The sequence below is a fragment of the Telluria sp. AIW5 genome (assembly GCF_056680575.1).
This window is the reverse complement of sequence record NZ_CM155289.1, coordinates 5,237,441-5,259,114: the sequence shown is the minus strand read 5'-3', so window position 1 is coordinate 5,259,114 and position 21,674 is coordinate 5,237,441. Positions and strand designations below refer to the sequence as shown.

At 63.7% G+C, this 21,674-nt stretch carries 16 protein-coding genes and 1 pseudogene; 9 read left to right on the top strand and 8 right to left on the bottom strand.

The genetic code is table 11. The features are described from left to right. Nucleotides 1–525: 525 nt before the first annotated feature. The 5 genes from AC1MEM_RS23125 to AC1MEM_RS23105 all read left to right on the top strand — a co-directional run bounded on the left by AC1MEM_RS23125 (nt 526) and on the right by AC1MEM_RS23105 (nt 8,506). Nucleotides 526–2,898: a TonB-dependent receptor gene (locus AC1MEM_RS23125; RefSeq protein ID WP_499474429.1), complete on the top strand. Its 2,373-nt coding sequence runs from the start codon at nt 526–528 to the stop codon at nt 2,896–2,898. Between the two features lie 285 nt (nt 2,899–3,183). Beyond that, nucleotides 3,184–4,890: a bifunctional metallophosphatase/5'-nucleotidase gene (locus AC1MEM_RS23120; RefSeq protein WP_499474428.1), complete on the top strand. Its 1,707-nt coding sequence runs from the start codon at nt 3,184–3,186 to the stop codon at nt 4,888–4,890. Between the two features lie 21 nt (nt 4,891–4,911). Then, entirely contained in the window at nt 4,912–5,979 is a 1,068-nt protein-coding gene (locus tag AC1MEM_RS23115) for a S1/P1 nuclease (protein ID WP_499474427.1), read from the top strand. Nucleotides 5,980–6,189: 210 nt separating this feature from the next. Next, nucleotides 6,190–7,047 (top strand): MipA/OmpV family protein, encoded by an 858-nt coding sequence (locus tag AC1MEM_RS23110; RefSeq protein ID WP_499474426.1) that lies wholly within the window; start codon nt 6,190–6,192, stop codon nt 7,045–7,047. 88 nt (nt 7,048–7,135) lie between these two features. Next, nucleotides 7,136–8,506, top strand: coding sequence for a hypothetical protein (locus AC1MEM_RS23105; RefSeq protein ID WP_499474425.1), 1,371 nt, complete (start codon nt 7,136–7,138; stop codon nt 8,504–8,506). A gap of 78 nt (nt 8,507–8,584) precedes the next feature. Here AC1MEM_RS23105 and AC1MEM_RS23100 read toward each other — a convergent pair. From AC1MEM_RS23100 to AC1MEM_RS23075, 6 genes and pseudogenes are all read right to left on the bottom strand, one after another. Continuing rightward, a pseudogene (locus AC1MEM_RS23100) lies at nt 8,585–10,152 on the bottom strand (IS3 family transposase). Between the two features lie 171 nt (nt 10,153–10,323). Continuing rightward, complete coding sequence (locus AC1MEM_RS23095; protein WP_499474424.1) at nt 10,324–11,292, bottom strand: ABC transporter permease; 969 nt, start codon at nt 11,290–11,292, stop codon at nt 10,324–10,326. A gap of 3 nt (nt 11,293–11,295) precedes the next feature. Continuing rightward, a complete protein-coding gene (locus AC1MEM_RS23090) occupies nt 11,296–12,381 on the bottom strand; it encodes an ABC transporter permease (protein WP_499477743.1) in 1,086 nt (361 codons plus the stop codon). 5 nt (nt 12,382–12,386) lie between these two features. Continuing rightward, nucleotides 12,387–13,916, bottom strand: coding sequence for an ABC transporter ATP-binding protein (locus AC1MEM_RS23085; protein ID WP_499474423.1), 1,530 nt, complete (start codon nt 13,914–13,916; stop codon nt 12,387–12,389). Nucleotides 13,917–14,013: 97 nt separating this feature from the next. Further along, nucleotides 14,014–15,021, bottom strand: a complete 1,008-nt coding sequence (locus tag AC1MEM_RS23080) for a BMP family lipoprotein (protein ID WP_499474422.1) — start codon at nt 15,019–15,021, stop codon at nt 14,014–14,016. A 386-nt stretch (nt 15,022–15,407) separates the two neighbouring features. Further along, nucleotides 15,408–16,280, bottom strand: a complete 873-nt coding sequence (locus AC1MEM_RS23075) for an alpha/beta hydrolase (protein ID WP_499474421.1) — start codon at nt 16,278–16,280, stop codon at nt 15,408–15,410. Between the two features lie 271 nt (nt 16,281–16,551). On the opposite strand from AC1MEM_RS23075, the gene AC1MEM_RS23070 reads away from it, so the two are divergent. Continuing rightward, a complete protein-coding gene (locus tag AC1MEM_RS23070) occupies nt 16,552–16,854 on the top strand; it encodes a YciI-like protein (protein ID WP_499474420.1) in 303 nt (100 codons plus the stop codon). 30 nt (nt 16,855–16,884) lie between these two features. Here the strand turns inward: AC1MEM_RS23070 and AC1MEM_RS23065 are convergent, their stop codons facing one another. Then, on the bottom strand, nt 16,885–18,069 hold the full coding sequence (locus AC1MEM_RS23065) for an NHL domain-containing protein (protein WP_499474419.1): 1,185 nt from the start codon (nt 18,067–18,069) through the stop codon (nt 16,885–16,887). Nucleotides 18,070–18,317: 248 nt separating this feature from the next. Between AC1MEM_RS23065 and AC1MEM_RS23060 the strand changes: the two genes are divergently transcribed. The 3 genes from AC1MEM_RS23060 to pcp are packed head-to-tail and all read left to right on the top strand — an operon-like array spanning nt 18,318 to nt 20,622. After that, a complete protein-coding gene (locus tag AC1MEM_RS23060; RefSeq protein ID WP_499474418.1) occupies nt 18,318–19,010 on the top strand; it encodes a DUF969 domain-containing protein in 693 nt (230 codons plus the stop codon). Continuing rightward, nucleotides 19,007–19,981: a DUF979 domain-containing protein gene (locus tag AC1MEM_RS23055; RefSeq protein WP_499474417.1), complete on the top strand. Its 975-nt coding sequence runs from the start codon at nt 19,007–19,009 to the stop codon at nt 19,979–19,981. Before AC1MEM_RS23060 ends, AC1MEM_RS23055 begins: the two co-directional genes overlap by 4 nt. After that, on the top strand, nt 19,978–20,622 hold the full coding sequence (gene pcp / locus AC1MEM_RS23050) for a pyroglutamyl-peptidase I (protein ID WP_499474416.1): 645 nt from the start codon (nt 19,978–19,980) through the stop codon (nt 20,620–20,622). The genes AC1MEM_RS23055 and pcp overlap by 4 nt, the downstream gene beginning before the upstream one ends. Nucleotides 20,623–20,758: 136 nt before the next feature. Here the strand turns inward: pcp and AC1MEM_RS23045 are convergent, their stop codons facing one another. Further along, nucleotides 20,759–21,670 (bottom strand): LysR family transcriptional regulator, encoded by a 912-nt coding sequence (locus AC1MEM_RS23045; RefSeq protein ID WP_499474415.1) that lies wholly within the window; start codon nt 21,668–21,670, stop codon nt 20,759–20,761. Nucleotides 21,671–21,674 lie beyond the last annotated feature (4 nt).

Sequence of the window (21,674 nt, the reverse complement as noted above, 5' to 3'; positions counted from 1 at the left end):
AACCGCCCGCGTTAACAACAAAAGGCGAGCGCCCAACGGCTGCTCGCCTTTGTTGTTTTTAAAGGAGCGATCCTGCCTCTTTTTAGGGCGGATGTGGCCTTCTAGCTACACATTCTGAGCCGCCCCGGGGCATTTCAAAAAATAGTTGCCTGTTTTATTTCCAGCGAGAATGCCTCCTTTATAATCGCCGCCGTAGCGTAGACACATCAAATCATGTCGCTGTGGCAGGTTTAAGTGTCTAAAGGGCAGCGATTTATTCGCACAATGTATAAATTCCTAACGGAAACAATATTTGTGTCGGATATCGGAGGCGTGCATAGTTTCTCAGGTTGACAAGAAGCTTAGTCAATCGATCAACTTTGCCGCAGTCGGCAGCTGGGTCAGCGAGTTTGCAAGTTGTCATCAGCTTGACACAAGCTGTCCTTATATTGGCGTGCCCTGAAGCAGGAATCCGGTTCCCTACGTATGCCGTCATGCAGGTTCAAGCTTGCAGCTGAAAATTTTTAAACACTCTAGGAGTTTTGAATGCAATCCGCTTTGATTCAACAACCGAAGTTGCGCCTGAGCCTGATCGCTCTGGCATGCCACGTGGCATGTGTGGGCGTCGTCCACGCCCAGGAAACGACGGCTTCGGAAGCCGCGCCACGTTCGCAGGTGGTCATCACCGGCAAAAAAATCGGCATGGGCCTGATGGTGGCGGAAGACGCACCGAAAGCGCGTTCGACCGTGACGGCGGAAGAGTTGGAAAAGCAGCGTCCGACCGGCAATGCATACGAGGCACTGGAGATGCTGCCATCGGTAAACAGCTACAACCATGACGCAACCGGCCTGTTCGGCGGCGGCCTGACCCTGCGCGGCTTCAACAGCGACCAGATCGGCGCCACCATCAACGGCGTGCCGGTCAATGACTCGGGTTCGTTCTCGGTCTACCCGCAAGAATACGTCGACCAGGAAAACACCTGCAGCCAGTTCGTGACCCAGGGCTCGACCGACGTCGATTCGCCACAGGTCGGCGCGACCGGCGGCAACTTCGGCATCATCACCTGCAACCCGGAAAACACCCAGCGTTTCCGCGTCATGCAGACCCTCGGTCAGCTCAACAGCTACAAGACCTTCGTGCGTTTCGACAGCGGCAAGCTGTCGGACAACCGTTCGAAGTTCTTCGTCTCGGCCTCGCGCGCCGAAGCGGACAAGTGGAAGGGCAAGGGCCAGGCCAAGCGTGACCACATCGACGGCGGCTTCAACTACGACTGGGACAAGTACAACTACATCCACGCGACCATCCTGTGGAATGAAGCGATGAACAACAGCGTCAACAACCTGACGCTGAAGGAAATCAACGAAAAAGGTTACTACTACGACACGAGCGACGTCTTCGCTGGTCACCTGGCCCCTGTCAACGGCACCGCCCAGGTCGAAGCGACCCAGAGCCCGCTGTACTACGGCCTGTACATCAACCCGTTCAAGAACGCGATTGCGTCGGCCGAAGCGAAGTTCCGCCTGACCGACGACCTGAACCTGAAGATCGTTCCTTACTTCTGGTACGGCTTCGGTAACGGCGGCCTGCAGCAGCGCGTCCAGCGCGAAGGTTCCGGCTTCCTGAACCCGGCGACGAACAAGAACACCGGCGCGGTGGACCTGAACGGCGACGGCGACACGCTCGACACCATCATCATGGCCAACGCCAGCGTGACCAACACCAAGCGCCCAGGTATCACCTCGTCGCTGACCTGGAACTATGGCGACCACCAGATCCTGGGTGGCTTCTGGTGGGAGCGCGCGCGTCACCGCCAGACCGGCACCATGGTGCCTGTGACGGCCGAAGGCAATCCAGTCGATCCATACCTGGAAGACCAGGCCGTGCATCGCGCCGACGGTTCGCTGTTCGAGAGCCGCAACTGGGATACGGTCTCGACCGCCTACCAGGCCTTCATCCAGGACACGATCAGCTTCGCCGACAACAAGGGCCAGATCAACGTCGGTATCCGTACCCCGTTCATCAAGCGTGACTTCACGAACTTCGCCAGCGAAGGCAACCAGAATCCGACGTACAACATCCAGAAGAAGTACGACGACATCCTGCCGCAGCTGGGCGCGCGCTACCGCGTGACCAACGACGACCAGTTCTTCGCCAGCATCGCGAAGAACATGAAGGCGCCGCCGAACTTCGTGTTCAGCAACGTCGGTACGAACGTGATCCTGAACGGCAACGTCGCTACCCTGCGCGGCGACGTCAAGGAAGAGACCTCGTACAACACCGACATCGGCTTCCGTCACCAGGACAGCAAGTACATCGCCACGGTGACCGTGTTCAACGTCGACTTCCGTAACCGCCAGGCAACCGCATTCGACCCGATCACCAACACCAGCAGCTACACCAATGCCGGCCACGTGGTCACCCGCGGCTTCGAACTCGAAGCGGGTAACACCCCGTTCCACGGCTGGTCGTTCTACGGCTCGTTCGGCTACACCGACAGCGAGATCAAGGACGACCTGCAGGTGAGCGCAACGGCATCGCTGCCGACCGCCGGCAAGGAAATGCCGCTGACGCCGAAGCTGAAGGCTGGCCTGTCGGCCGAGTACCAGGTCGGCGCCTTCTGGGCCCGCCTGAAAGCCAAGGCAACCGGCAAGCAGGCCGCCACCCTGGTCAACGACGAGTGGGCACCTGGCTACACGACCTTCGGTATCGATGCCGGCTACACCTTCGACAACTTCGGTATCTTCAAGCGTCCGAAGCTGAACGTGAACCTGAGCAACATCACCAACAAGCAGTATCGCAACCCGTCGTCGCAGAGCGTGAACAACACGACCGCCTACCCAGGCGTGAACCCGGGCACCCTGCGTTACTACCTGGGCGCACCACGCTTCGCGTCGGTCACCCTGTCGGTCGACATCTAAGTCGCCCCGGGTCCGCCGCGCCGGCGTGGCGGACCGTAGCAAGGGCAACATCCCAACAGGCCTTCGGGCCTGTTTTTCATTGCGTAAAAAGCTGGGGTCAGGTCTGACATTTGGACACGGCCTCAACGATACCAGGGCGAGTAAGGCAGAGGTCGCGCCAAGGCGGTAGTCCGAATGTCAGACCTGACCCCAGCCCTGCTGTAAAGATGGCCGAGCGCGATCCCACGTGCAATAATCCGGAGCGCCGCGGGCGTCCGTGTTCACCAGCATCAGCGAAAGACTTCCATGATCGTTTCCCCGCGCGCCCGCGCATCCCTGACCCTCCTGGTGCTGTCCCTGGCCGTCGCCGGCTGCGCCACGCCGACACGTGAGCCGATCACGCTGAACCTCGTCGCGATCAACGATTTCCACGGCAACCTCGAGCCGAGCAAGTACACCTACACCAGCGCCGCCACGGGGAAAAGCGAGACCCTGCGGGCGGGCGGCATCGAAACCCTGAGTGGGGCGCTGGCCGCCTGGCGCAAGGAAGACAAGGACCTGCTGTTCATCGGCGCGGGCGACCTGATCGGCGCCAGCCCGGCGCTGTCCTCGATGTGGGCCGACGAGCCGAGCATCGAAGCGATGAACCTGCTCGGCCTGCGCCTGTCCTCGGTGGGCAACCATGAATTCGACCAGGGCCGCAAGGAACTGCTGCGCCAGCAAACCGGCGGCTGCGATTCGCCGCGTCCCGGCAAGGCCTGCCGCCTCCTGCCGAACTACACCGGCGCGCGCTTCACCTATCTCGCCGCGAACGTTCTCGACAGCGCCACCGGCAAGCCCTTCATGCCGGCTTACCGCATCGAAAATGTGAAAGGTGTGAAGATCGGCGTGGTCGGCGCGGTGCTGCAGGGCACGGCCTCGGTCGCGGTCGCATCAAGCATCGCCGGCCTGGACTTCATCGACGAAGCCGAGGCCATCAACAAGGCGCTGCCGCAGATGCGCGCCGACGGCGCCAGGGTATTCGTCGCACTGATCCACGAAGGCGGGCACACGGCCACGCCGCCGGACCAGCCGGCCTGTAACGATTTAAAGGGCGGCATCGTCGACATCGTGAAAAAGCTCGACCCGGCCTTCCGCCTGGTCATCACCGGGCACTCGCACCAGGGCTATCTGTGCAAGGTCGACGGCCGCGTCGTGACCCAGGCCGATGCTGCCGGGCACCTGCTGTCGCGCATCGCATTGAAGGTCGACCCGGCCAGCGGCGCGGTGGCCGACATCGACGTGCACAATGTCGTCATGAACCCGGAACAGTTCCCGGCCGAGCCGCGCATGACTGCCTTCCTTGCCCGCGTGAAGGAGCGCAGCCGCGCGGCGCTGGCCAGACCCCTGGGCAAGCTCGGCATCGCCACCGTCGCGCGCAAGGCCAATGAGGCGGGCGAGTCGCCGCTCGGCAACCTGATCGCCGACGCCGTGCTGGCCGCGACCCGTGCCCAGGGCGCGCAGATCGGCTTCATGAACAATGGCGGCATCCGCAAGGACCTGGACACCTCCGACGCGGGGCTGGTCACCAATTTCGGCCATGCCCAGGCGGTGCTGCCTTTCGGGAATACCCTGGTCGTGATGGACCTGACTGGCGCGCAATTGCGCCGCCTGTTCGAACAGCAATGGCAGCGCCCGAGCGCCTCCGGCACGACCATCCTGCAAGTGTCGCAAGGCCTCAGCTATACCTGGGACGAGGCGCGTCCCGTCGGCCAGCGCCTGGTGCCGGGCAGCCTGAAGTTCAATGGCGCGCCTGTTGAAGATACGAAAACCTACCGCGTGGTCGCAAACAACTTCCTGGCCGAAGGCGGCGACAACTTCCCCGAATTTGCCAAGGGCACGAACCGCGTCGACACGCAGGTCGTCGACCTCGACGCCCTGAGCGACTATATCGCCAAACATCCGGGCGCCGGCGGCACGCAAGCCGGCCTGGCCCCAAGAGTGCGCATCGATAAAGTGCGCGCGCAAAAATAAACCGCTCAACACGGAGAACCCATGAAAAAACTCGCTCTCGTCTTCGCGCTTGCAGGCGCCTTCGCCTCCAGCAATGCCTTCGCCTGGGGCGGCGACGGCCACCGTGCGGTCGGCGCCATCGCCGACAAACTGCTGAAGGGCACGAATGCCGAAAAGCAGATCGCCGCCTTGCTGCTGCCGGGCGAATCGCTCGAAGCCATCGCCAACTGGCCTGATTGCGTGAAGGGAACCTATTGCGGCCCGCAGTCGCCGGAAATGGTCGAGTACACGAACGCCAATCCGAAGCACGGCGAGTACCACTACACCGACGTGCCCTTCCAGCTCGCGCACTACCATGACGGCGCGGTCGGCACGACGGACATGGACATCGTCCAGACCCTGAAGCAGTGCATCGCCGTATTGCAAGGCAAGACCGACCCGGCGCTGAACCCGCACAAGTTCACCAAGCGCCAGGCGCTCATTTTGCTGACCCACATGACCGGCGACATCCACCAGCCGCTGCACGTGGGCGCGGCCTATGTCAGCAAGGACGGCAGGTTCGTGGTGCCGAAGACCCATGCGGAAGTGGACGAGGCCGCGATTTTCGACTCGCGCGGCGGCAACAACCTGCTGCTCGACGACCAGAAGCTGAGCCAGCTGAGCGCGAACCTGATCCCGCCGGGCGAGCCGAAGCCGGTGCGGGAAGGCGTGCTTAAGGAAGGCATACCCCAAGCGCTGACGAAACCTTTCCACTCGTACTGGGACAGCACCACGGTCGACTACGCTTTCCGCCGCATCCGCACCAAAACGCCGGGCCAGTTCGCCCAGGCGGCGATCGACAGCAAACCGTCCATCATGGCCAATACCGGCGACCCGGCCACCTGGCCCTACCAGTGGGCGGACGACGCGCTGGTGGTGGCGAAGTTTGCCTACGCCGACGTGGTGCCGGGCAAGATCACGCAACAGACCAGCAAGAAGGGCGACACCTATTACACCTTCGCGCTCGAAGTGCCGGCCAATTATCCGGTGCCGAGCTCGCAGATTGCCAAGGAACAGCTGATCAAGGGCGGCTACAAGCTGGCCGAGGTGCTGAAGGCGATCTACGGTTAAGGCGGGATGAATGGTGGAGCGGGGCGCAGGTCCCGTTCCGGCAAGGGCCGCGGCGGATGCGCCGGCGGCCCTTTTTTTGTCCTGTTTCCGGACTGCTGTGCGGTGACCCGCGGGGAGGCTGGGTTGCCGTGCATGGCGTGCGGCTGGGCTTGCGCGGCCGCGGCTAGAATGGCGGTTCCGGCGCGCCGCGCCTTCATTTTCGGGTAACGCATGAACCGTCACCTCCTTGCCTGCGCGAGCCTTGCCTGCCTCGTTGTGTCCAGCGCCCACGCCCAGACGGGTGGCGTTTCCGAAACTGCGCCCGACCCGCGCCCCGGCCAGCCGCTGTGGGAACTGGGCCTGGCCGGCGGCGTGGTCAGCACGCCCTCGTATCCGGGCGCGATGGATCGCGAAACGCGCGGCCTCGGGCTGCCCCTGCTTATCTATCGCGGCAAGGTATTCCGTTCCGACCAGTCCGGTATCGGTGCGCGCGTGTTCAAGAGCGATGCCGCGGAACTCGACGTCGGCCTGGCGGCTTCCCTGCCTGCGCGCTCGAATGATGTCGCGGCCCGGGCCGGCATGCCGGACCTGGGCGCACTGGCCGAATTCGGTCCGCGCCTGAAATTGCGCCTGGCGCGCTTCGACGCGCAAAGCGGCCTGCGTGCCGAGTTCCCCTTGCGCGCGGTGATGGAAGTGAAAAACGGCCTGCGCCACCAGGGCTATACCTTCGAACCGCGCCTGGTCTACGAGCGGCGCAGCCTGGACGGCAAATGGCTGTTCGACACCCACCTCGCCGCGGTCGTCGGCGACGGCAAGATCAACCGCTATTTCTACGAGGTGCGGCCCGAATACGCGACCGCCACCCGTGCCGCCTACAGCGCGGATGCCGGCCTGATCCTGGTGCGTGCCGGGGTGTTTGCGGCGCGCGTGGTCAATCGGGATGTGCGCGTGTATGGCTTCCTGCGCGCCGAGAATTATGGCGTGGGCGCGAATCGGAATAGTCCGCTGCACCTGCGGGATAATGGTCTGTCAGCCGGCTTCGGGCTGTCGTGGACCATCAAGCGCTCGATCGCGCTCGCCAGCGATTAGGCTTCTCGCGAGACCTTGTTCGTTCGCAATTCGTCAGGATGGCTGGAGGGAAAAATGGACTGTTTTCACTTCCTTCCAAGAAACGGACATGCGCACTCACACCCTTTGCCTGTGCCTCGCCGGCGCCTTGATCGCGCTGCCGGCAGCCGCCACCACCCCGGACCCCTACCTCGACCATAACGGACGCACGCCGGCGCCCGCCGACTACGCCGGGCCGCTGTTCAAGCTCAGCCATGACTATCCGTCCGGCCTGCCCGCACCACACATGCCCTGGCGCACGGCCATCGGCAACGTCCCGATCACGGCGGCGAACGCTGCTGCCTACACCCAGGCATTGAAGGACACGGTCGCGCGCGACATGGTGGCGCTGTTGTTTGACGATGGCGACTGGGATGCCGGCCGGCGCGGCTGGTACAACGATCCCTGGCTCGGCGCGCAGCGCGAAGCGGTCCACGGCATGCTGGTCGGAATGGAGCGCGTCGACGACGGCCTGTTCCCGAAGAGCGGCCTGGCTAAACCGTTCACGACCTATGTCGTCACCTATTACAACCGCACGGCGGCGCAGACGCTGGGCGCGATCTGGCGCGACCCGCAGGCGCCGCAGCTTGGCGGCGGCGTCACGCAGTACGCGGAAGGGTCGATCACGGTGAAACTCGCGTTCACGACGGCCGGTCCGCAGGAGTGGCCGGCCATGCGCGGCGCGCCGTCCTGGCCGATGATGATGACCGCCAACGCCACCACCGGCCAGTTCGACCGGCCCACGCTCGGCAAGGGCTACCTGATGCAGGTCGACATCGTGGTGAAGGACACCCAATCTGCGCCGCAGACAGGCTGGGTCTTCACGACCCTGGTCTATGACCGCAGCACGCGTCCCGGCAGCCGCGGCGTGTGGGACCAGATGGTGCCGCTGGGCGCGCAATGGGGCAACGATCCGCAGGTCGACAGCGCCGCCAATCCGGGCGCGCCGCTGTTGGAGTCCTGGATCAATCCGGCCGCGCCGCTGTACGCGACCGAGACGCTGGGCTGGGGAGGGCGCCTGTCGGGACCGAACGACCACGGGGCGAACGACATCTCGTTTGTCGCCGCAGGCAAGCGCAGCCTGCTGCTGCGTGCCGGCAATTCGTCCTGCCTCAGTTGTCACGGCACCTCGCAGTGGAACGCCGCCAACTCCGCGAAGGGCATGAGCTCCTTCCTGATGCCGCTGCTGCCGCCCGAGCCCGATGGCGCGCCGAACGCCGGCGCGCCCCACCTGAACTCGCCCGCGCCCGGTTCCGCCACCTGGCTGCGCTGGTTCCAGAACCGGGCGGGCGATGAGCCGATGGATGTCGGCAGCGTTGCCGGCGATTATGATTTGGCGCTGACGTTCCGGGTGCTGCCGGCCTGGCAGGAGGCGCAGAGCGGCAGGAAGCATGCGCTGCAAAAGCTCGATGCGGGTGGCGCCACGCTGCAACGCGAATGACCGATACCGGCGTGCGGAAGAGCTGGGGTCAGGTCTGACATTCGGTGGTTGTCAAGCTAGTTGTCGCGTGAGCAGCCGTTAAGCTGCTCTTCTAAAAGCCGGCATATTGGTCGCCGGCGCTGTGGTTTCGCTGATCGCGTGGTCGGGGTTGAGATGCACTTCCCTGATCGGCGACCAGTTGCGTATGGCCCCGGTCCAACGCAGCGGATTGGCCTCACGTGCAGCGTTGTAGACGGCTGTGCGGGCTGCCAGCAACACGTGGTGGAGGCCCGCGTGACGTTGGGTCGGCGTCACGAAGTTGATGGTGCTGTGACGGTGCTCGTTGTTATACCAGCGCACGAATCTGGCCACCCAGTTGCGTGCGTGTGCGAGGTCCGTAAATGCTTTACCGGGATAGTCGGGACGGTACTTCAAGGTCTTGAATAACGACTCCGAATACGGGTTGTCATTGCTGACGGCCGGCCGGCTGAACGAAGGCATCACGCCCAGTGCCTGCAAGGTCGCCAGCATAGTCGCGCCCTTCATCGGGCTGCCATTGTCGGAATGTAGAATCACCTGGTTGGGCTGGATTTTTTCACGTGCACAGATGTCGCGCATGACCTCGGCCGCAAGGTTGCTATGCTCGTCCCGATAAACCTGCCAGCCAACGACCTTTCGGCTGTAGATATCGATGAACATGTACAGGTAAAAATAGATTCCCTTTACCCCGCTCGGCAAATAGGTAATGTCCCAACTGTAGAGCTGGTTAGGCGCCGTGGCACAGATGGCGCGCGGTTTGCTGCGCTCTTGAACCGGCCGCGCCGCCTGCCGATGCTTGACCAGGCCAGCGCTTCGCAACACCCGATAGAACGTCGATTCGGAGGCCAGGTAAGTGCCCTGGTCGGCCAGGCGCGGCACGATCTGGCTAGGCGGCATCTGGCCAAACTCGGCCGAGTTGGCGATAGCGAGAATCTCTTCACGCTCTCGCGCCGTCAACGCATGAACTGGTTGTTGGACGCGCGTCGTACGCCCATCGGGCGCAGCACCGACTAGCTTCCAGCGCTGCAATGTGCGCAAGCTCAAGCCGATGATTTCACATGCTTTGGTATGGCGCGCTCCCGAGGAAACGGCTTGGGCGACCATCGCGACGATATCGGCCCGCGCTGCGGGCAAGGTCATTTGACCTCGTCCTCCCACAGCGCATTGAACTTTTTTTGCAGTAAAAGCAGCGCTGCGGCCTCCACCAGTGCTTTCTCTTTCCGATCCAACTCCCGCTTCAATTTGTCATTCTCTTGCTGCAAGCTGCGCACCTCGCGTGCATCGGTGGCCACGGCCGGCTTTGCATCCAGGCAGAAGGCCGTACGCCATGCTTCGAGATGGTGCACGAACAGCCCACGCTCACGACACCATGCCTGCAGCGCTTCCTCATCCAATGCGTGCGTTTCGTGCAGGGCCACCAGCTGCTCGCTTCGGCTCCAGTCCTGCGGCCGCTTTTCCCTGTCGGAAGAGGCTTTCAACATATACAAATTCTTTCTGCGTATCCAGTTCTTGACCGTGTAGACGTTGACGTGCAAATCGTCTGCAACGTCTTGTATGGTGCGTTTTCCGCGAGAATACACCTTCACCAAGGCTTGTTCGATGAAGGCGTCAGAATACATTTTACTCATGTTGTCTCCTAAAAATATAAGGTGACAACTAGCCTGACAGAGGGGGCATTCGGACACGACCTCTGCCTTAATCGACCCGGTATCGTTGAGGCCGTGTCTAAATGTCAGACCTGACCCCAGCTTTTTCCGAGGCCGTGTCTAAATGTCAGACCTGACCCCAGTTTTTTCCGATCAGCGCGACTTGACGAATGGCTTGCCCACCGCCTTCGGTGCCACCGACTTCGCCATCAGGCCCGCCAGCACGACCACCGTCACGACATAGGGAATCATCTGGATCAGCGAACCCGGGATGCGCCCGACCAGGGGCAGGTCGCGGCCTTCGAGCTGGATCTGCACGGCCGTGAAAAAGCCGAACATCAGGCAGCCGAGCACCGTGTGCAGCGGGCGCCAGTTGCCGAACACGAGGGCGGTCAAGGCCAGGTAGCCGGCGCCGGCCGACATGTCGCGCAAGAAGAAGCCACTCTGGACGATCGACAGGTAGGCGCCCGAGAACGAGCACAGCACGCCGGCCACCAGCATGGCCAGATAGCGCGTCTTCTCGACCGAGACGCCGGCCGCATCGGCCGCATGCGGGTTTTCGCCGCAGGCGCGCAGGCGCAGGCCGAAGCGGCTGTGGTAGACCACCCAGTGCACCACCGGCACCAGCGCAAACGCGAGATACACCAGCGGCGAGTGGCCGCCGATCACGCTGCCCCACAGCCAGCCGAGGAAGGGCACGTCCTTCAGCAGCTCGGTCCCCGGCAGGACGATGTTCGACAGGCGCGCTTCGCCCAGGTCCGGCGTGCGGCCGCCTTGCTGGAAAATGAACTGGGCGACGACAAAGGTCAGGCCGCTCATGGCGATGTTGATGGCGATGCCGGCGACCAGCTGGTTGCCCTTCTGGGTAATCGACACGAAGGCCTGCACCATCGCGATCGCAACCGAGACGGCGATACCGGCCGCGATGCCGGCCCATGGATTTTGCGTCGAATAGGCGACGGCAGCCGACACGAAAGCCGAGGCCAGGATCTTGCCCTCGAGGCCGAGGTCGACCACGCCGCTGCGTTCGGCGAACAGGCCGGCCAGCGCGGCGAACATCAGCACTGGCGCGCTGCGCACCATCGAGACGATGACGGCGCCGGCGAAATCAAAGAATTCCATGGTTTATCCCTTGCGTGTTGCGTTGATCAGTTTCAGGAGCGCGGGTGCGTAGAAGTGTTCCATCGCGCCGCAGAACAGGATGATCAATCCCTGGATGAAGATGAAGGTCTCGACCGGGATGTTCGGCTTTTCCAGCGACAGGTCGAAGCCGCCCTGGATCAGCGCGCCGAACAGCACCGACGACAGGAAAATGCCGACCGGGTGCTGGCGGCCCATCAGGGCAATCGCGATACCCACGAAACCGGCGCCCGCAGGGAAGTTCAGGCTCAGGTAGTGGGTCGATCCCATGATCGAATTCATGGCGGCGAGGCCGGCCAGCGCGCCCGAGATCAGCATCGCGACGATGATCATGCGGCTGATGCGCACGCCCGCGTAGTGGGCCGCGTGCTGGTTCAAGCCGGTGGCGCGCAACTGGTAGCCCCAGCTCGAACGCGACACCATCACGCCATAGATCGCAAGCGCGACGATGGCGATCGGGAAGCCGATGTTCAGCGGCGAATCGCCGAAGAAGGAGAACCAGGTATTCAGGGTCGGCAGGGCGGCGGCATCGGCGAACACGCGGCTGGCCGGGTTCTGCTCGCCCTCGGGCAGCAGGGCCTTGACGATGATGAAGTTCATCAGGTTGGCGGCGATGAAGTTGAACATGATGGTCGTGACCACCACGTGGCTGCCGCGTTTGGCCTGCAGGTAGCCGGGCAGGAAGGCCCACAGCGCGCCGAACAGCGCGCTGCCCAGCATCGCCAGCGGGATCAGGAGCCAGGGCGAAAGCGTGTGGTCGAAGGCCAGTACGGCCAGGGTCAGGCCCAGGCCGCCGAAATACATCTGGCCTTCGGCGCCGATGTTGAACAGGCCCGCCTTCATCGCGATCGACACGGCCAGGCCCGTGAAGATGAAGGTGCTGGCGTAGAACAGCGTGTAGCCCAGTCCTTCTGGATTGATGACCGCGGAGTTGATCAGGATCTGCATCGACTCGACCGGGCTTTCGCCCAGCAGGTGGATGACGAGCGCGGCGACCAGCAGCGCCGACAGCAGGTTCAGGAGCGGCAGGACGAAGCCTGTCGCCCAGCGTGGCAGTTCGGTGGTTTTCATCTGTTTCATGACTTGTGCATCCCGCCCATCAACAGGCCGATGCGGGTGGTGTCGAATTCATCGATATTCAGTTCGCCGGTGATACGGCCGCCCGACATGACCACGATGCGGTCGGCCAGGGCGCGGACTTCTTCCAGTTCCACCGACACCAGCAAAATCGCCACGCCTTCGTCGCGCAGGCGCAGCAGCTGGGTGTGGATCGATTCGATGGTGCCGATGTCGACGCCGCGGGTCGGCTGGCCGACCAGCATCAGTTTCGGCTGGGCCGAGACTTCGCGTGCGATCACGACCTTCTGCTGGTTGCCGCCCGAGAGCAGGCCAATACGCAGGTCCGGATTGTTCGGACGTACGTCGAAAGCTTGCAGCAGGTGCGCGCAGCGCTTGGCGATGGCATCGGAATCGAACAGGCCCCAGCGGTTTTTCACGCGCTCCTGGTAGCCGAACACGGTGTTTTGCATCACCGAGAAATCCTTGATGACACCGTCGCGCAGGCGGTCTTCCGGCACGTGGCCGATGCCGAGATTGCGGAAGGCGGCGGGCAGGCCGTCGGCGTTCGTGCGGCGGCCGAAGGGCAATGCCTTGCCTTCCAGCTCGACCTGGCCGGAGGTCGGCAGGCGCATGCCCGCCAGGATTTCCATCAGCTCGCTCTGGCCGTTGCCCGACACGCCGGCGATGGCGACGATCTCGCCGGCGCGTACGTTGAGGTCGATGTCGGCCAGCAGCTGGACGCCGTTCGCATCTTTCAATTGCAGGTTCGAGACCTTCAGCACCGGCGCGCCCGGGTTGAACGGCTTGCGCGGCAGGTTGCCCTCGATCGGGCGTCCCACCATCATGTTGGCCAGCTGCTCTTTCGACGTCTCGGCGGTCGTGACGGCGCCCGACACACGGCCGGCGCGCAGCACCGTCACCTGGTCGGTGATGTCCATGATCTCCTGCAGCTTATGCGTGATCAGGATGATGGTCTTGCCCTGGTCCTTGAACAGGCGCAGGATCTCGAACAGCGAAGCCGTTTCCTGGGCCGTCAGCACGGCGGTCGGCTCGTCCAGGATCAGGATATTGGCGCTGCGGTAGATCTGTTTCAGGATTTCGACCCGCTGCTGGGCGCCGACCGACAGGTCCTCGATGGTCGCCAGCGGATCGACGTCGAGGCGGTAGGTGGTGCAGATTTCGCGCAGCTTCGCTTCGACTGCGGCGCGCTTTGCTGCCAGCTTGAAACCGCCCTCGGCGCCGAGCATCACGTTGTCGAGCACGGTCATGTTCTCGACCAGCATGAAGTGCTGGTGGACCATGCCGATGCCCAGGTCGATGGCTTCCTGGCTGCTGCGAATAGCGCGCGCCTGGCCGTCGATCACGAGTTGCCCGCTGTCGGCGTGGTAATAGCCGTACAGGATGCTCATCAAGGTGGATTTGCCGGCGCCGTTCTCCCCGATGACGCCATGGATGGAACCCTTGGCGATCGTGAAGCTGACGTCAGCGTTCGCTTGCACCGGCCCGAAGGCCTTGCTGATGTTGCGAAATTCTACGGCTGGCTGCATAGCGATCAGTAGTGAAAATGTGAATGCTTCTACTCAAAAGCGCGCCGCGCCGGAATCCCGGCGCGGCGCGCTTTGGTTTCTTGAAACTGAAGTTGAATCAGACCGGGCAGCTGCCTGCGGCGCGGTAGTCGATGACCTTGATCTTGCCGCTGATGATGTCGGCCTTCACGCCATTGACGCGCTTTTCGATTTCCGGCGAGACGACCTTGCGGTTGTCCTTGTCCAGCACCCAGTCGACGCCGCCTTCCTTCAGGCCCTTATAGGTCGTGCCGGCCTTCCAGGTGTTGTTCTTGACCTGCATGAAGGCGTCGTAGATCGCGACGTCGACGTGCTTGACCATCGAGGTCAGCATCGAGCCCGGATGCAGGTAGTTCTGGTTCGAATCGACACCGATCGCCAGCTTGCCTTTTTCCTTGGCCATCTGCAGCGCGCCCATGCCCGAGCCGCCGGCAACGGCGAACACGACGTCGGCGCCGCGGTCGAATTGCTGGCGTGCCAGCTCGCCGCCCTTGGCCGGGTCGTTCCAGGCCGCGCTGGTGGTGCCGACCATGTTCGACATGATCTCGATCTTCGGCAACTGCGCCTTGGCGCCCTGGCCATAACCGCAGGCGAATGCGCGGATCAGCGGGATGTCCATGCCGCCGACGAAACCGATCTTCTTGGATTTCGAGGCCATGGCCGCGGCGACGCCGACCAGGTAGGAGCCTTCCTGTTCCTTGAACATGATCGAGTTCACGTTCGCGCCCGGCGCGATCGAATCGATCAGGACGAATTTCACTTTCGGGAATTCCTTCGCGACCTTGGCCACGGCCTGGGTCTGCGAGAAGCCGATGGCGGCGATCATGTCGAGCTTCTTGCGCGCAAGACCGCGCATCACCTGCTCGGCCTGGGTATCGCTGTTGGCCTGGACTTCGATATAGGGGATGTTCGTTTCTTTCTTGAAACGCTCAGCGCCTTCGTAAGCGGACTGGTTGAACGATTTGTCGAACTTGCCGCCGGCATCGTAAATGATCCCCAGCTTCGGTGCGCCGGCGGGTGCTTGTGCCATGGCGCTGCCGGCGAGGAACAAAGCCGCAATCGTGGTGCTGAGTTGCTTGAATTTCATGAATGAGCTCCTGGAATGTCGATATTGTACCCGGCGCAACCGTTGCGTTGGGAGGCATGACCTAGAGGCAAGGCTCGGCGCACCAGCGAATTGCGTGTCGCACGGCGCGGCGTAATGCCGTGCGGATTGTGTCAGTCCCCAGCGTTTCATGGGGTTACGATTTGTATCGGAACCTTTCCCCGGCGCGCTGCGGGCGCGAATGTGGCGTCATCGCAACATTTATTTCGGGGAAGGTTGGCCATGCTGCGTCGACCGGATGGCGAAAAACACTGCGCAGCTCAAGCTGTCGAATATGCATCAGTCCGCCGATGCAAGGCAAATACGATTTTACTTGGCAATTTATTCGGAGGAAATATAAATGCCGACAAGATTCGGCATTTTTTCGCCTACGCGACAGTCTGGATGAGCTCGGGCGTTGCCAGGGGCTGGCTGAAGCGCTGTGTGAGAAAACCGGCGATGCGGCTTTGCGTCGCTTCCAGGTAGGGGATGTTCATGTGGTCGGAGCCGGGAACGATGTCGTCGAGGATCAGGTTGGCGAGTTTTTCGCACAGTTGGTCGGTATGCGAGTGCGGCACGATGTCATCGCGCTCGGCGCGCACTACATAGGTCGGCACTTTCAGCAAAGGCGCATGCTTGATCGACTCGAAGCGGTGGCGCAGCATGTATTCGATCGGCATTGCGCGGAACTTGCGCTTGGCAATTGCCAGGATCGAATCGTAGGGCGTGATCAACACGACCGAATGCGCCGCGCGTTCCTTGGCGACCTGTACCGCGACGCCGGAACCGAGGCTGCGCCCGACCACGGCGATGCGGCGCGCGTCGACCTGGCCCAGGGCGGCCAGCCAGTCGAACAGCGTGCAGCCGTCCTCGATCAGCAAGGTCTCGTCGGGGATGCCATGCGAATTGCCGTAGCCGCGGTAGTTCAGCGCCAGGACCGTCATGTTCGGAAACAGGTTGCCGGCATCGCGCACGACCCAGGACACTTCCTCGGAGCGGCCGCCGAAGTAGAGCACGGCCGGACGCGGGCCAGGCGTGCGCGGCGTCATTAGCCAGCCGCACAGGCGGGTGCCGTCTTTTGCGCGCAGCACGATCGGACGGGTACGGTGGCCGCTGCTGCGCGGGCTGTTCACTTCCGGGGTGATGGTCGGGTTGAACACCAGCCGGCGCTGGTTCGCCGCGACGGCAGCCGTGAGGCCCAGCCACAACACGCTGGCGAAGCCCGCCATTCCTGCCGCCATCTTTTTGCTCGATGTGTTCATGGGCCCAGTCTACCTCGTCGTTAGAAGTTGTTCTGTGCGCCATGTCGCAATGCACCGCAGCATAAAGCGTTGTCGGCCGGCGAGTATGGTTTTCGCTACAAAAGAACATGGGGGCGGGAGGGGCCGGAAGGCCGGCAGGGACGCATGCCCGCGTCCTGCCGCTGAGGAAGCGGCACGCTTATCCCGGAAATTCGCCGATGCGGGCTCGCGTACGCCGTCGTCCCAATGGGGTAACATTGGACAACCATTGCCCATCCAACAAGGAACCGCCGTGCACTACCTGCTCACCTATGACCTCGCCCCCGACTATCTCGAGCGCCGCGCTGAATTTCGCGACGAACATCTGAAACTGGCGTGGGAAGCCCAGGAACGCGGCGAAATCGTGCTGGCCGGCGCCCTCGGCGAACCGGCCGATCGCGCGCTGCTGGTCTTCAATTGCGACAGCGCCGAAACACCACAGCTGTTCGCCGCGACAGACCCGTACGTGACGCACGGCCTGGTGCGCGCCTTCCACGTGCGTCCCTGGAACACGGTGGTCGGCGACATGGCGACCTCGCCGGTGCGCCCGGAATAAGCCTGGCCACTGCCGCGCCTGAACCCCGGTTCAGCGCGGCACCAGTTTCAGTACCAGGTTGTGCGTGGTGACCGCCAGCGCGCCGCTACCGAACGCCGTAATGCCGCGCGGCGCGTTCAGCCCGCCCGGCAGGGGACCGAGCACGTTGTTGTGGGTGCCGGCGACCCCGATCACCGTGCTGACCGCGTTCGAGATACTGATGCGGCGGACCGTGCCGTTACCGGTATCAGCCACGTATATGTTGCCGCTGCCGTCGAGCGTGAGCCCGGCCGCATGGCACAGGCGTGCATCCGTGGATGTGCCGTCGGCGCTGCCGCACTGTCCCGCCGCCCCGGCGATCGTGCGCACCTCACCCGCGGGCGAGATTTCGCGGATGGTCGAATTGCCCGTATCGGCAACGTACAAATAGCCCGCGTTGTCGACCTCGATATCCTGCGGCTCGCAAAAGCGCGCCGCCGCGCCGTGCCCGTCGCTGCTGCCGCAGGCGCCGGCCGCGCCGGCAATCGTCGTCACCACATTGGCTTTGTCGATGCGCCGGATCGTGTGGTTCAAGGTATCGGCCACGTACACATTGCCTTGGCGGTCCAGCGTAATCCCCTGCGGCGAGCAGAAGCGGGCGTTGCGCGCGTCGCCATCGACGCTGCCGCACTGGCCCGCCGCGCCGGCCAGCGTGGTGACGGCGCCGGCGGCGCTGATCTTGCGGATGGTCGAGTTGCCGGTATCGGTCACGTACAGGTTGCCGTCGGGATCGGCCTCGATCCGGGTCGGCATGTTGAAGCGCGCGGCGGTGCCGGCGCCGTCCGCGCTGCCAATCGCGCCCACGCTGCCGGCGAAGGTGACGGCCACGCCCTGGGGCGAAACGCGGCGGATCGTCGCGCTGTTCTTTTCGGCGACGTACAGGTTGCCGTCGGGGGCGTTGACGATGCCCTCGGGCGCGTCGAAGCGGGCGCTCGAGCCCGAACCGTCGAGCGCGCCGCCGCAGGTCGGGCACAGGCTGCCCGCAATCAGGAAGATGCCGGTCTCGGCGCTGGGACGATCATGGTCCGGGCGGTCCGGCCTGTCGTGGTGCCCGAGATCGTCATCGCTGTAGCCGAAGCCGATCGCCACCCCGCCGCCGCAGGCGGCCAGGGCGCCGCACAGGACGAAGGGACCGAGCCGCCGGGCGAGGCGGCGCAGGGCGTGCAAAAGCGCGGGCAAGATCGCAGGCAGGCGCATGGTGTCTCCTTGTCGATGGCAGGACTTCCCGCCGTTTGTGCCCCGAGATTAATGAAGGTGTGCGCCCTGGGCATGAGCGCGATCAAGCGTGCGCGGGTGGGTCAGGCAGCGGCGGAAAGCGTGCGGCAGCGGCGCCACAAAGCGTCGATGCGGTGCACGTCTCCATGGCCCGGTCCGCGGCCGTGTTTCGTTCCCGCAAGCTCGCTTCGGGTACACTCGCTCGGCTAAATAGTGAAGCCGGAGAGTGCATGCAAACTGCCGTCAACCTGTGGCCGCTGCTGGGCGTGGCCGTCATCGCCGCCGGCTTCCTGCTGCGGGCAAACCCTGTGCTGGCCGTGGTCGCCGCCTGCGGCGTCACCGGCGCAGCAAGCGCCATGCCCCTCATGCATGTGCTCGAGTCGCTCGGCAGCGCCTTCATCAAGACGCGCAACCTGCCGCTGGTCTTGCTGCTGCCGCTGGCGGCAATCGGCTTGCTCGAGCGCTTCGGCCTGAAAGAGCATGCGATGGCGAGCATCGCGAAGATCCGCTCGGCCACAACCGGACGCCTGTTGATCGTGTATTTATTCCTGCGCGAGATCTCGGCGGCGGCCGGCCTCACCAGCCTGGGCGGCCAGCCGTCGATGGTGCGTCCGCTGATTGCGCCGCTGGCCGAGGGCGCGGCCGAGGCGCGCAACGGCACGCTGTCGGATGCGCTGCGCCACCGCATCCGCGCGATGGCGGCGGCCACCGATAACGTCGGCCTGTTTTTTGGTGAGGACATATTCGTCGCCTTCGGCGCAATCGTGCTGATGCAGACCATCCTGCGCGCCGAAGGCATCGAGGTCAATCCGATCCGCATGGCGCTGTGGGGCATCCCGACGGCGATCTGCGCCTTCGTGATCCACAGCTGGAATTTGCGCCGCCTGGATGCCGCGATCCGCCGCGAAGGGGAGGGCAAGTGATCTTGTCGCCGATTTTTTCCCTGCCTTTGCTGTACCTGCTGGTCGGCCTGCTGCTGGGCTTCGTGGCGCTGTTGACCGCGCTCGACCGTGCGCACCCGCGCCGTTTTACCAGTGCGCTGTTCTGGGGGTTGTACGCGGCCGTCTATCTGGTGGGTGACTTCATGGCGCCCGCGCTGGCCGGGGCGCTGATGATCGCGATGGCGCTGCTGGCCGGATGCGGCCTCGTCAAGCCAGGCAAGCATGGCAGCCTGGCCGAGTCCGATCGCCGCGCCAGCGCCGCGCGGCTGGGCAACCGCCTGTTCCTGCCGGCGCTGCTGATTCCGCTGGTGACCGTGCTCGGCGCGACCTTGTTGAAGGATATCCACATCGGCGAATTCGCCCTGTTCGACAAGGCGCACCTGACCCTTGCCAGCCTGGGCCTGGGCGCGCTGCTGGCGCTGGGCACGGCTTGCTGGCTGACCCGCGCCAGCCCGCTGCAAGGCCTGCGCGAGGGGCGTCGCCTGGTCGATGCGATGAGCTGGGCGGTAACGCTGCCGCACATGCTGGCCGTGCTGGGCCTGCTGTTCACGGAAGCCGGCGTCGGCAAGGCGGTGGCGCACGTGACGACGTCCTGGTTCGCGGTCGATTCGCGCTTTGCAGCGGTCGCGCTGTATTGCGTCGGCATGGCGCTGTTCACCATCATCATGGGCAATGGCTTCGCCGCCTTCCCGGTGATCGCCGGCGGCATCGGCGTACCCATATTGGTTGGACAATACGATGCCGATCCTGCTGTAATGGCTGCCATCGGCATGTTCAGTGCGTATTGCGGCACATTAATGACACCGATGGCGGCGAACTTTAATATCGTCCCCGCCGCCTTGCTGGAGTTGCCCGACAAGAATGCCGTGATCAAGGCGCAAATTCCGACGGCGCTGCCGCTATTGGCGGCGAACATTGTCCTTCTCTACTTCCTGATGAATCGATCGCCATGAAAAAAACTGTGCTGCTGACTGGATTCGAACCCTTCAATGGCGCGACGATCAACCCGGCCTGGGAGGCGGTGCGGGCCTTGAAGGGCTGGGTGGAAGACGATTTTCTGGTCGAAGTCCTGCAGCTGCCCTGCGTATTCTGCTTTGCCAACCGCGTGCTGTGCGGCGCGGTGGACGAGATCAAGCCCGATGTCGTGATCTGCGTCGGCCAGGCCGGCGGGCGCACGGACCTGACGGTCGAGCGGGTCGCGATCAATGTCGACGACGCGCCGATCACCGACAACGACGGGCAGCAGCCGATCGATGCGCCAATTGCGGTCGATGGTCCGGCAGCCTATTTCGCGACGCTGCCGGTGAAGGCGATCGTCGGTGTGATGCAGGAGCGCGACCTGCGCGCGTCGGTGTCGCAGACGGCGGGCACCTTCGTCTGCAATCACGTGTTTTATGGCTTGATGCATCACATGCAGGGAACGGAGACGATCGGCGGGTTCATTCACGTGCCGTATCTGCCGGAGCAGGCCGCGGCCTTCGAGGGTGCGCCGTCGATGCGGCTGGCGCAGATGGTCGAGGGCTTGAAAGTGGCGGTGGAAGTGGCGGTGCGCGGTGGTGACGAACAGGTTGAGGTACTCGGAGCAACCCACTAAACGCAGGGTGGGCTCCGCCCACGCGGTGCTGCGCGTGATAGGTGGTTGCCCTTGCAGGCGAACGGTTCGCATGCGTTACGGATGACGATCGGCGCCGCCGCATGGCAACCGGTGAACCGCGTGGGCGAAGCCCACCCTACATATCGCGATCGCCGTCCGGCTTTAAAATCTTCAAAAACGCGCGCACCACCGGCGCGTCGTCCTGGCTGGTGTAGGTGATATACAAATTCGCCGACGGCGTATTGGTCCGGATCGGCACGAATACCACCCCCGGCCAGCCGATCCGGCTGGTCGTCTCCGGCATCAGCGCCACCCCTAAACCCGCGCCCACCATCGCCAGCAGCGTCTGCGGTTCGGCCGCTTCCTGGAAAATCGTCGGCTGGAAGCCGGCGTTGATGCAGCACTGGACCAGGTAACGCGGTTCGGCCGACTGGCTCAGGTGCAGGGTCAGCATCGGTTCGTTCGCGATGTCGACCAGGTCGATCGCCTCACGCCCGGCCAGCGCGTGGCCCTTGTGCACGGCCACGCAGACATCCTCGCGAAAACACAACTCCTGGTGCAGTTGCGCCGTTTTCAGTTCTTCTTCCCCGAGCCTCGGCTCGCGCCAGAAGCCGACGTCGATCTGCTTCGAGCGCAGCGCCTCGAACTGCTGGTCGGGACCCATTTCGTGCAGGGTCCAGGTCACGCGCGGAAATTCGCTCTGGAAGCGTTCCAGCAGGCTCGGGATCGGCCCCCACATCGCCGAGCCGACGATCCCGACGCGCAGGCGGCCGACTTCGCCCCGGTCGATCTGGCGGATGGTGTCGATCGTCATGCGCATGCGCGCCAGCAGGTCCGCCGCTTCCGTCATCAGCGCCTTGCCCGCCACCGTCAGCTCGAAGCTGCGCGTGGTGCGCGCGAACAGGCGCACGCCCAGTTCGGATTCGAGCTTCATGATCTGCTGGGAGAGGGGCGGCTGCGAAATGTGCAGGCGCTCGGCGGCGCGGCTGAAGCTTTTTTCCTCGGCGACCGCCAGGAAGTATTTCAGCTGTTTCAGGTCGATCGACATGGTG

Coding starts and splice junctions, on each gene's coding strand:
- AC1MEM_RS23125 (WP_499474429.1), top strand. CDS start 526: ATGCAATCCGCTTTGATTCAACAACCGAAGTTGCGCCTGAGCCTGATC.
- AC1MEM_RS23120 (WP_499474428.1), top strand. CDS start 3,184: ATGATCGTTTCCCCGCGCGCCCGCGCATCCCTGACCCTCCTGGTGCTG.
- AC1MEM_RS23115 (WP_499474427.1), top strand. CDS start 4,912: ATGAAAAAACTCGCTCTCGTCTTCGCGCTTGCAGGCGCCTTCGCCTCC.
- AC1MEM_RS23110 (WP_499474426.1), top strand. CDS start 6,190: ATGAACCGTCACCTCCTTGCCTGCGCGAGCCTTGCCTGCCTCGTTGTG.
- AC1MEM_RS23105 (WP_499474425.1), top strand. CDS start 7,136: ATGCGCACTCACACCCTTTGCCTGTGCCTCGCCGGCGCCTTGATCGCG.
- AC1MEM_RS23095 (WP_499474424.1), bottom strand. CDS start 11,292: ATGGAATTCTTTGATTTCGCCGGCGCCGTCATCGTCTCGATGGTGCGC.
- AC1MEM_RS23090 (WP_499477743.1), bottom strand. CDS start 12,381: ATGAAAACCACCGAACTGCCACGCTGGGCGACAGGCTTCGTCCTGCCG.
- AC1MEM_RS23085 (WP_499474423.1), bottom strand. CDS start 13,916: ATGCAGCCAGCCGTAGAATTTCGCAACATCAGCAAGGCCTTCGGGCCG.
- AC1MEM_RS23080 (WP_499474422.1), bottom strand. CDS start 15,021: ATGAAATTCAAGCAACTCAGCACCACGATTGCGGCTTTGTTCCTCGCC.
- AC1MEM_RS23075 (WP_499474421.1), bottom strand. CDS start 16,280: ATGAACACATCGAGCAAAAAGATGGCGGCAGGAATGGCGGGCTTCGCC.
- AC1MEM_RS23065 (WP_499474419.1), bottom strand. CDS start 18,069: ATGCGCCTGCCTGCGATCTTGCCCGCGCTTTTGCACGCCCTGCGCCGC.
- AC1MEM_RS23060 (WP_499474418.1), top strand. CDS start 18,318: ATGCAAACTGCCGTCAACCTGTGGCCGCTGCTGGGCGTGGCCGTCATC.
- pcp (WP_499474416.1), top strand. CDS start 19,978: ATGAAAAAAACTGTGCTGCTGACTGGATTCGAACCCTTCAATGGCGCG.
- AC1MEM_RS23045 (WP_499474415.1), bottom strand. CDS start 21,670: ATGTCGATCGACCTGAAACAGCTGAAATACTTCCTGGCGGTCGCCGAG.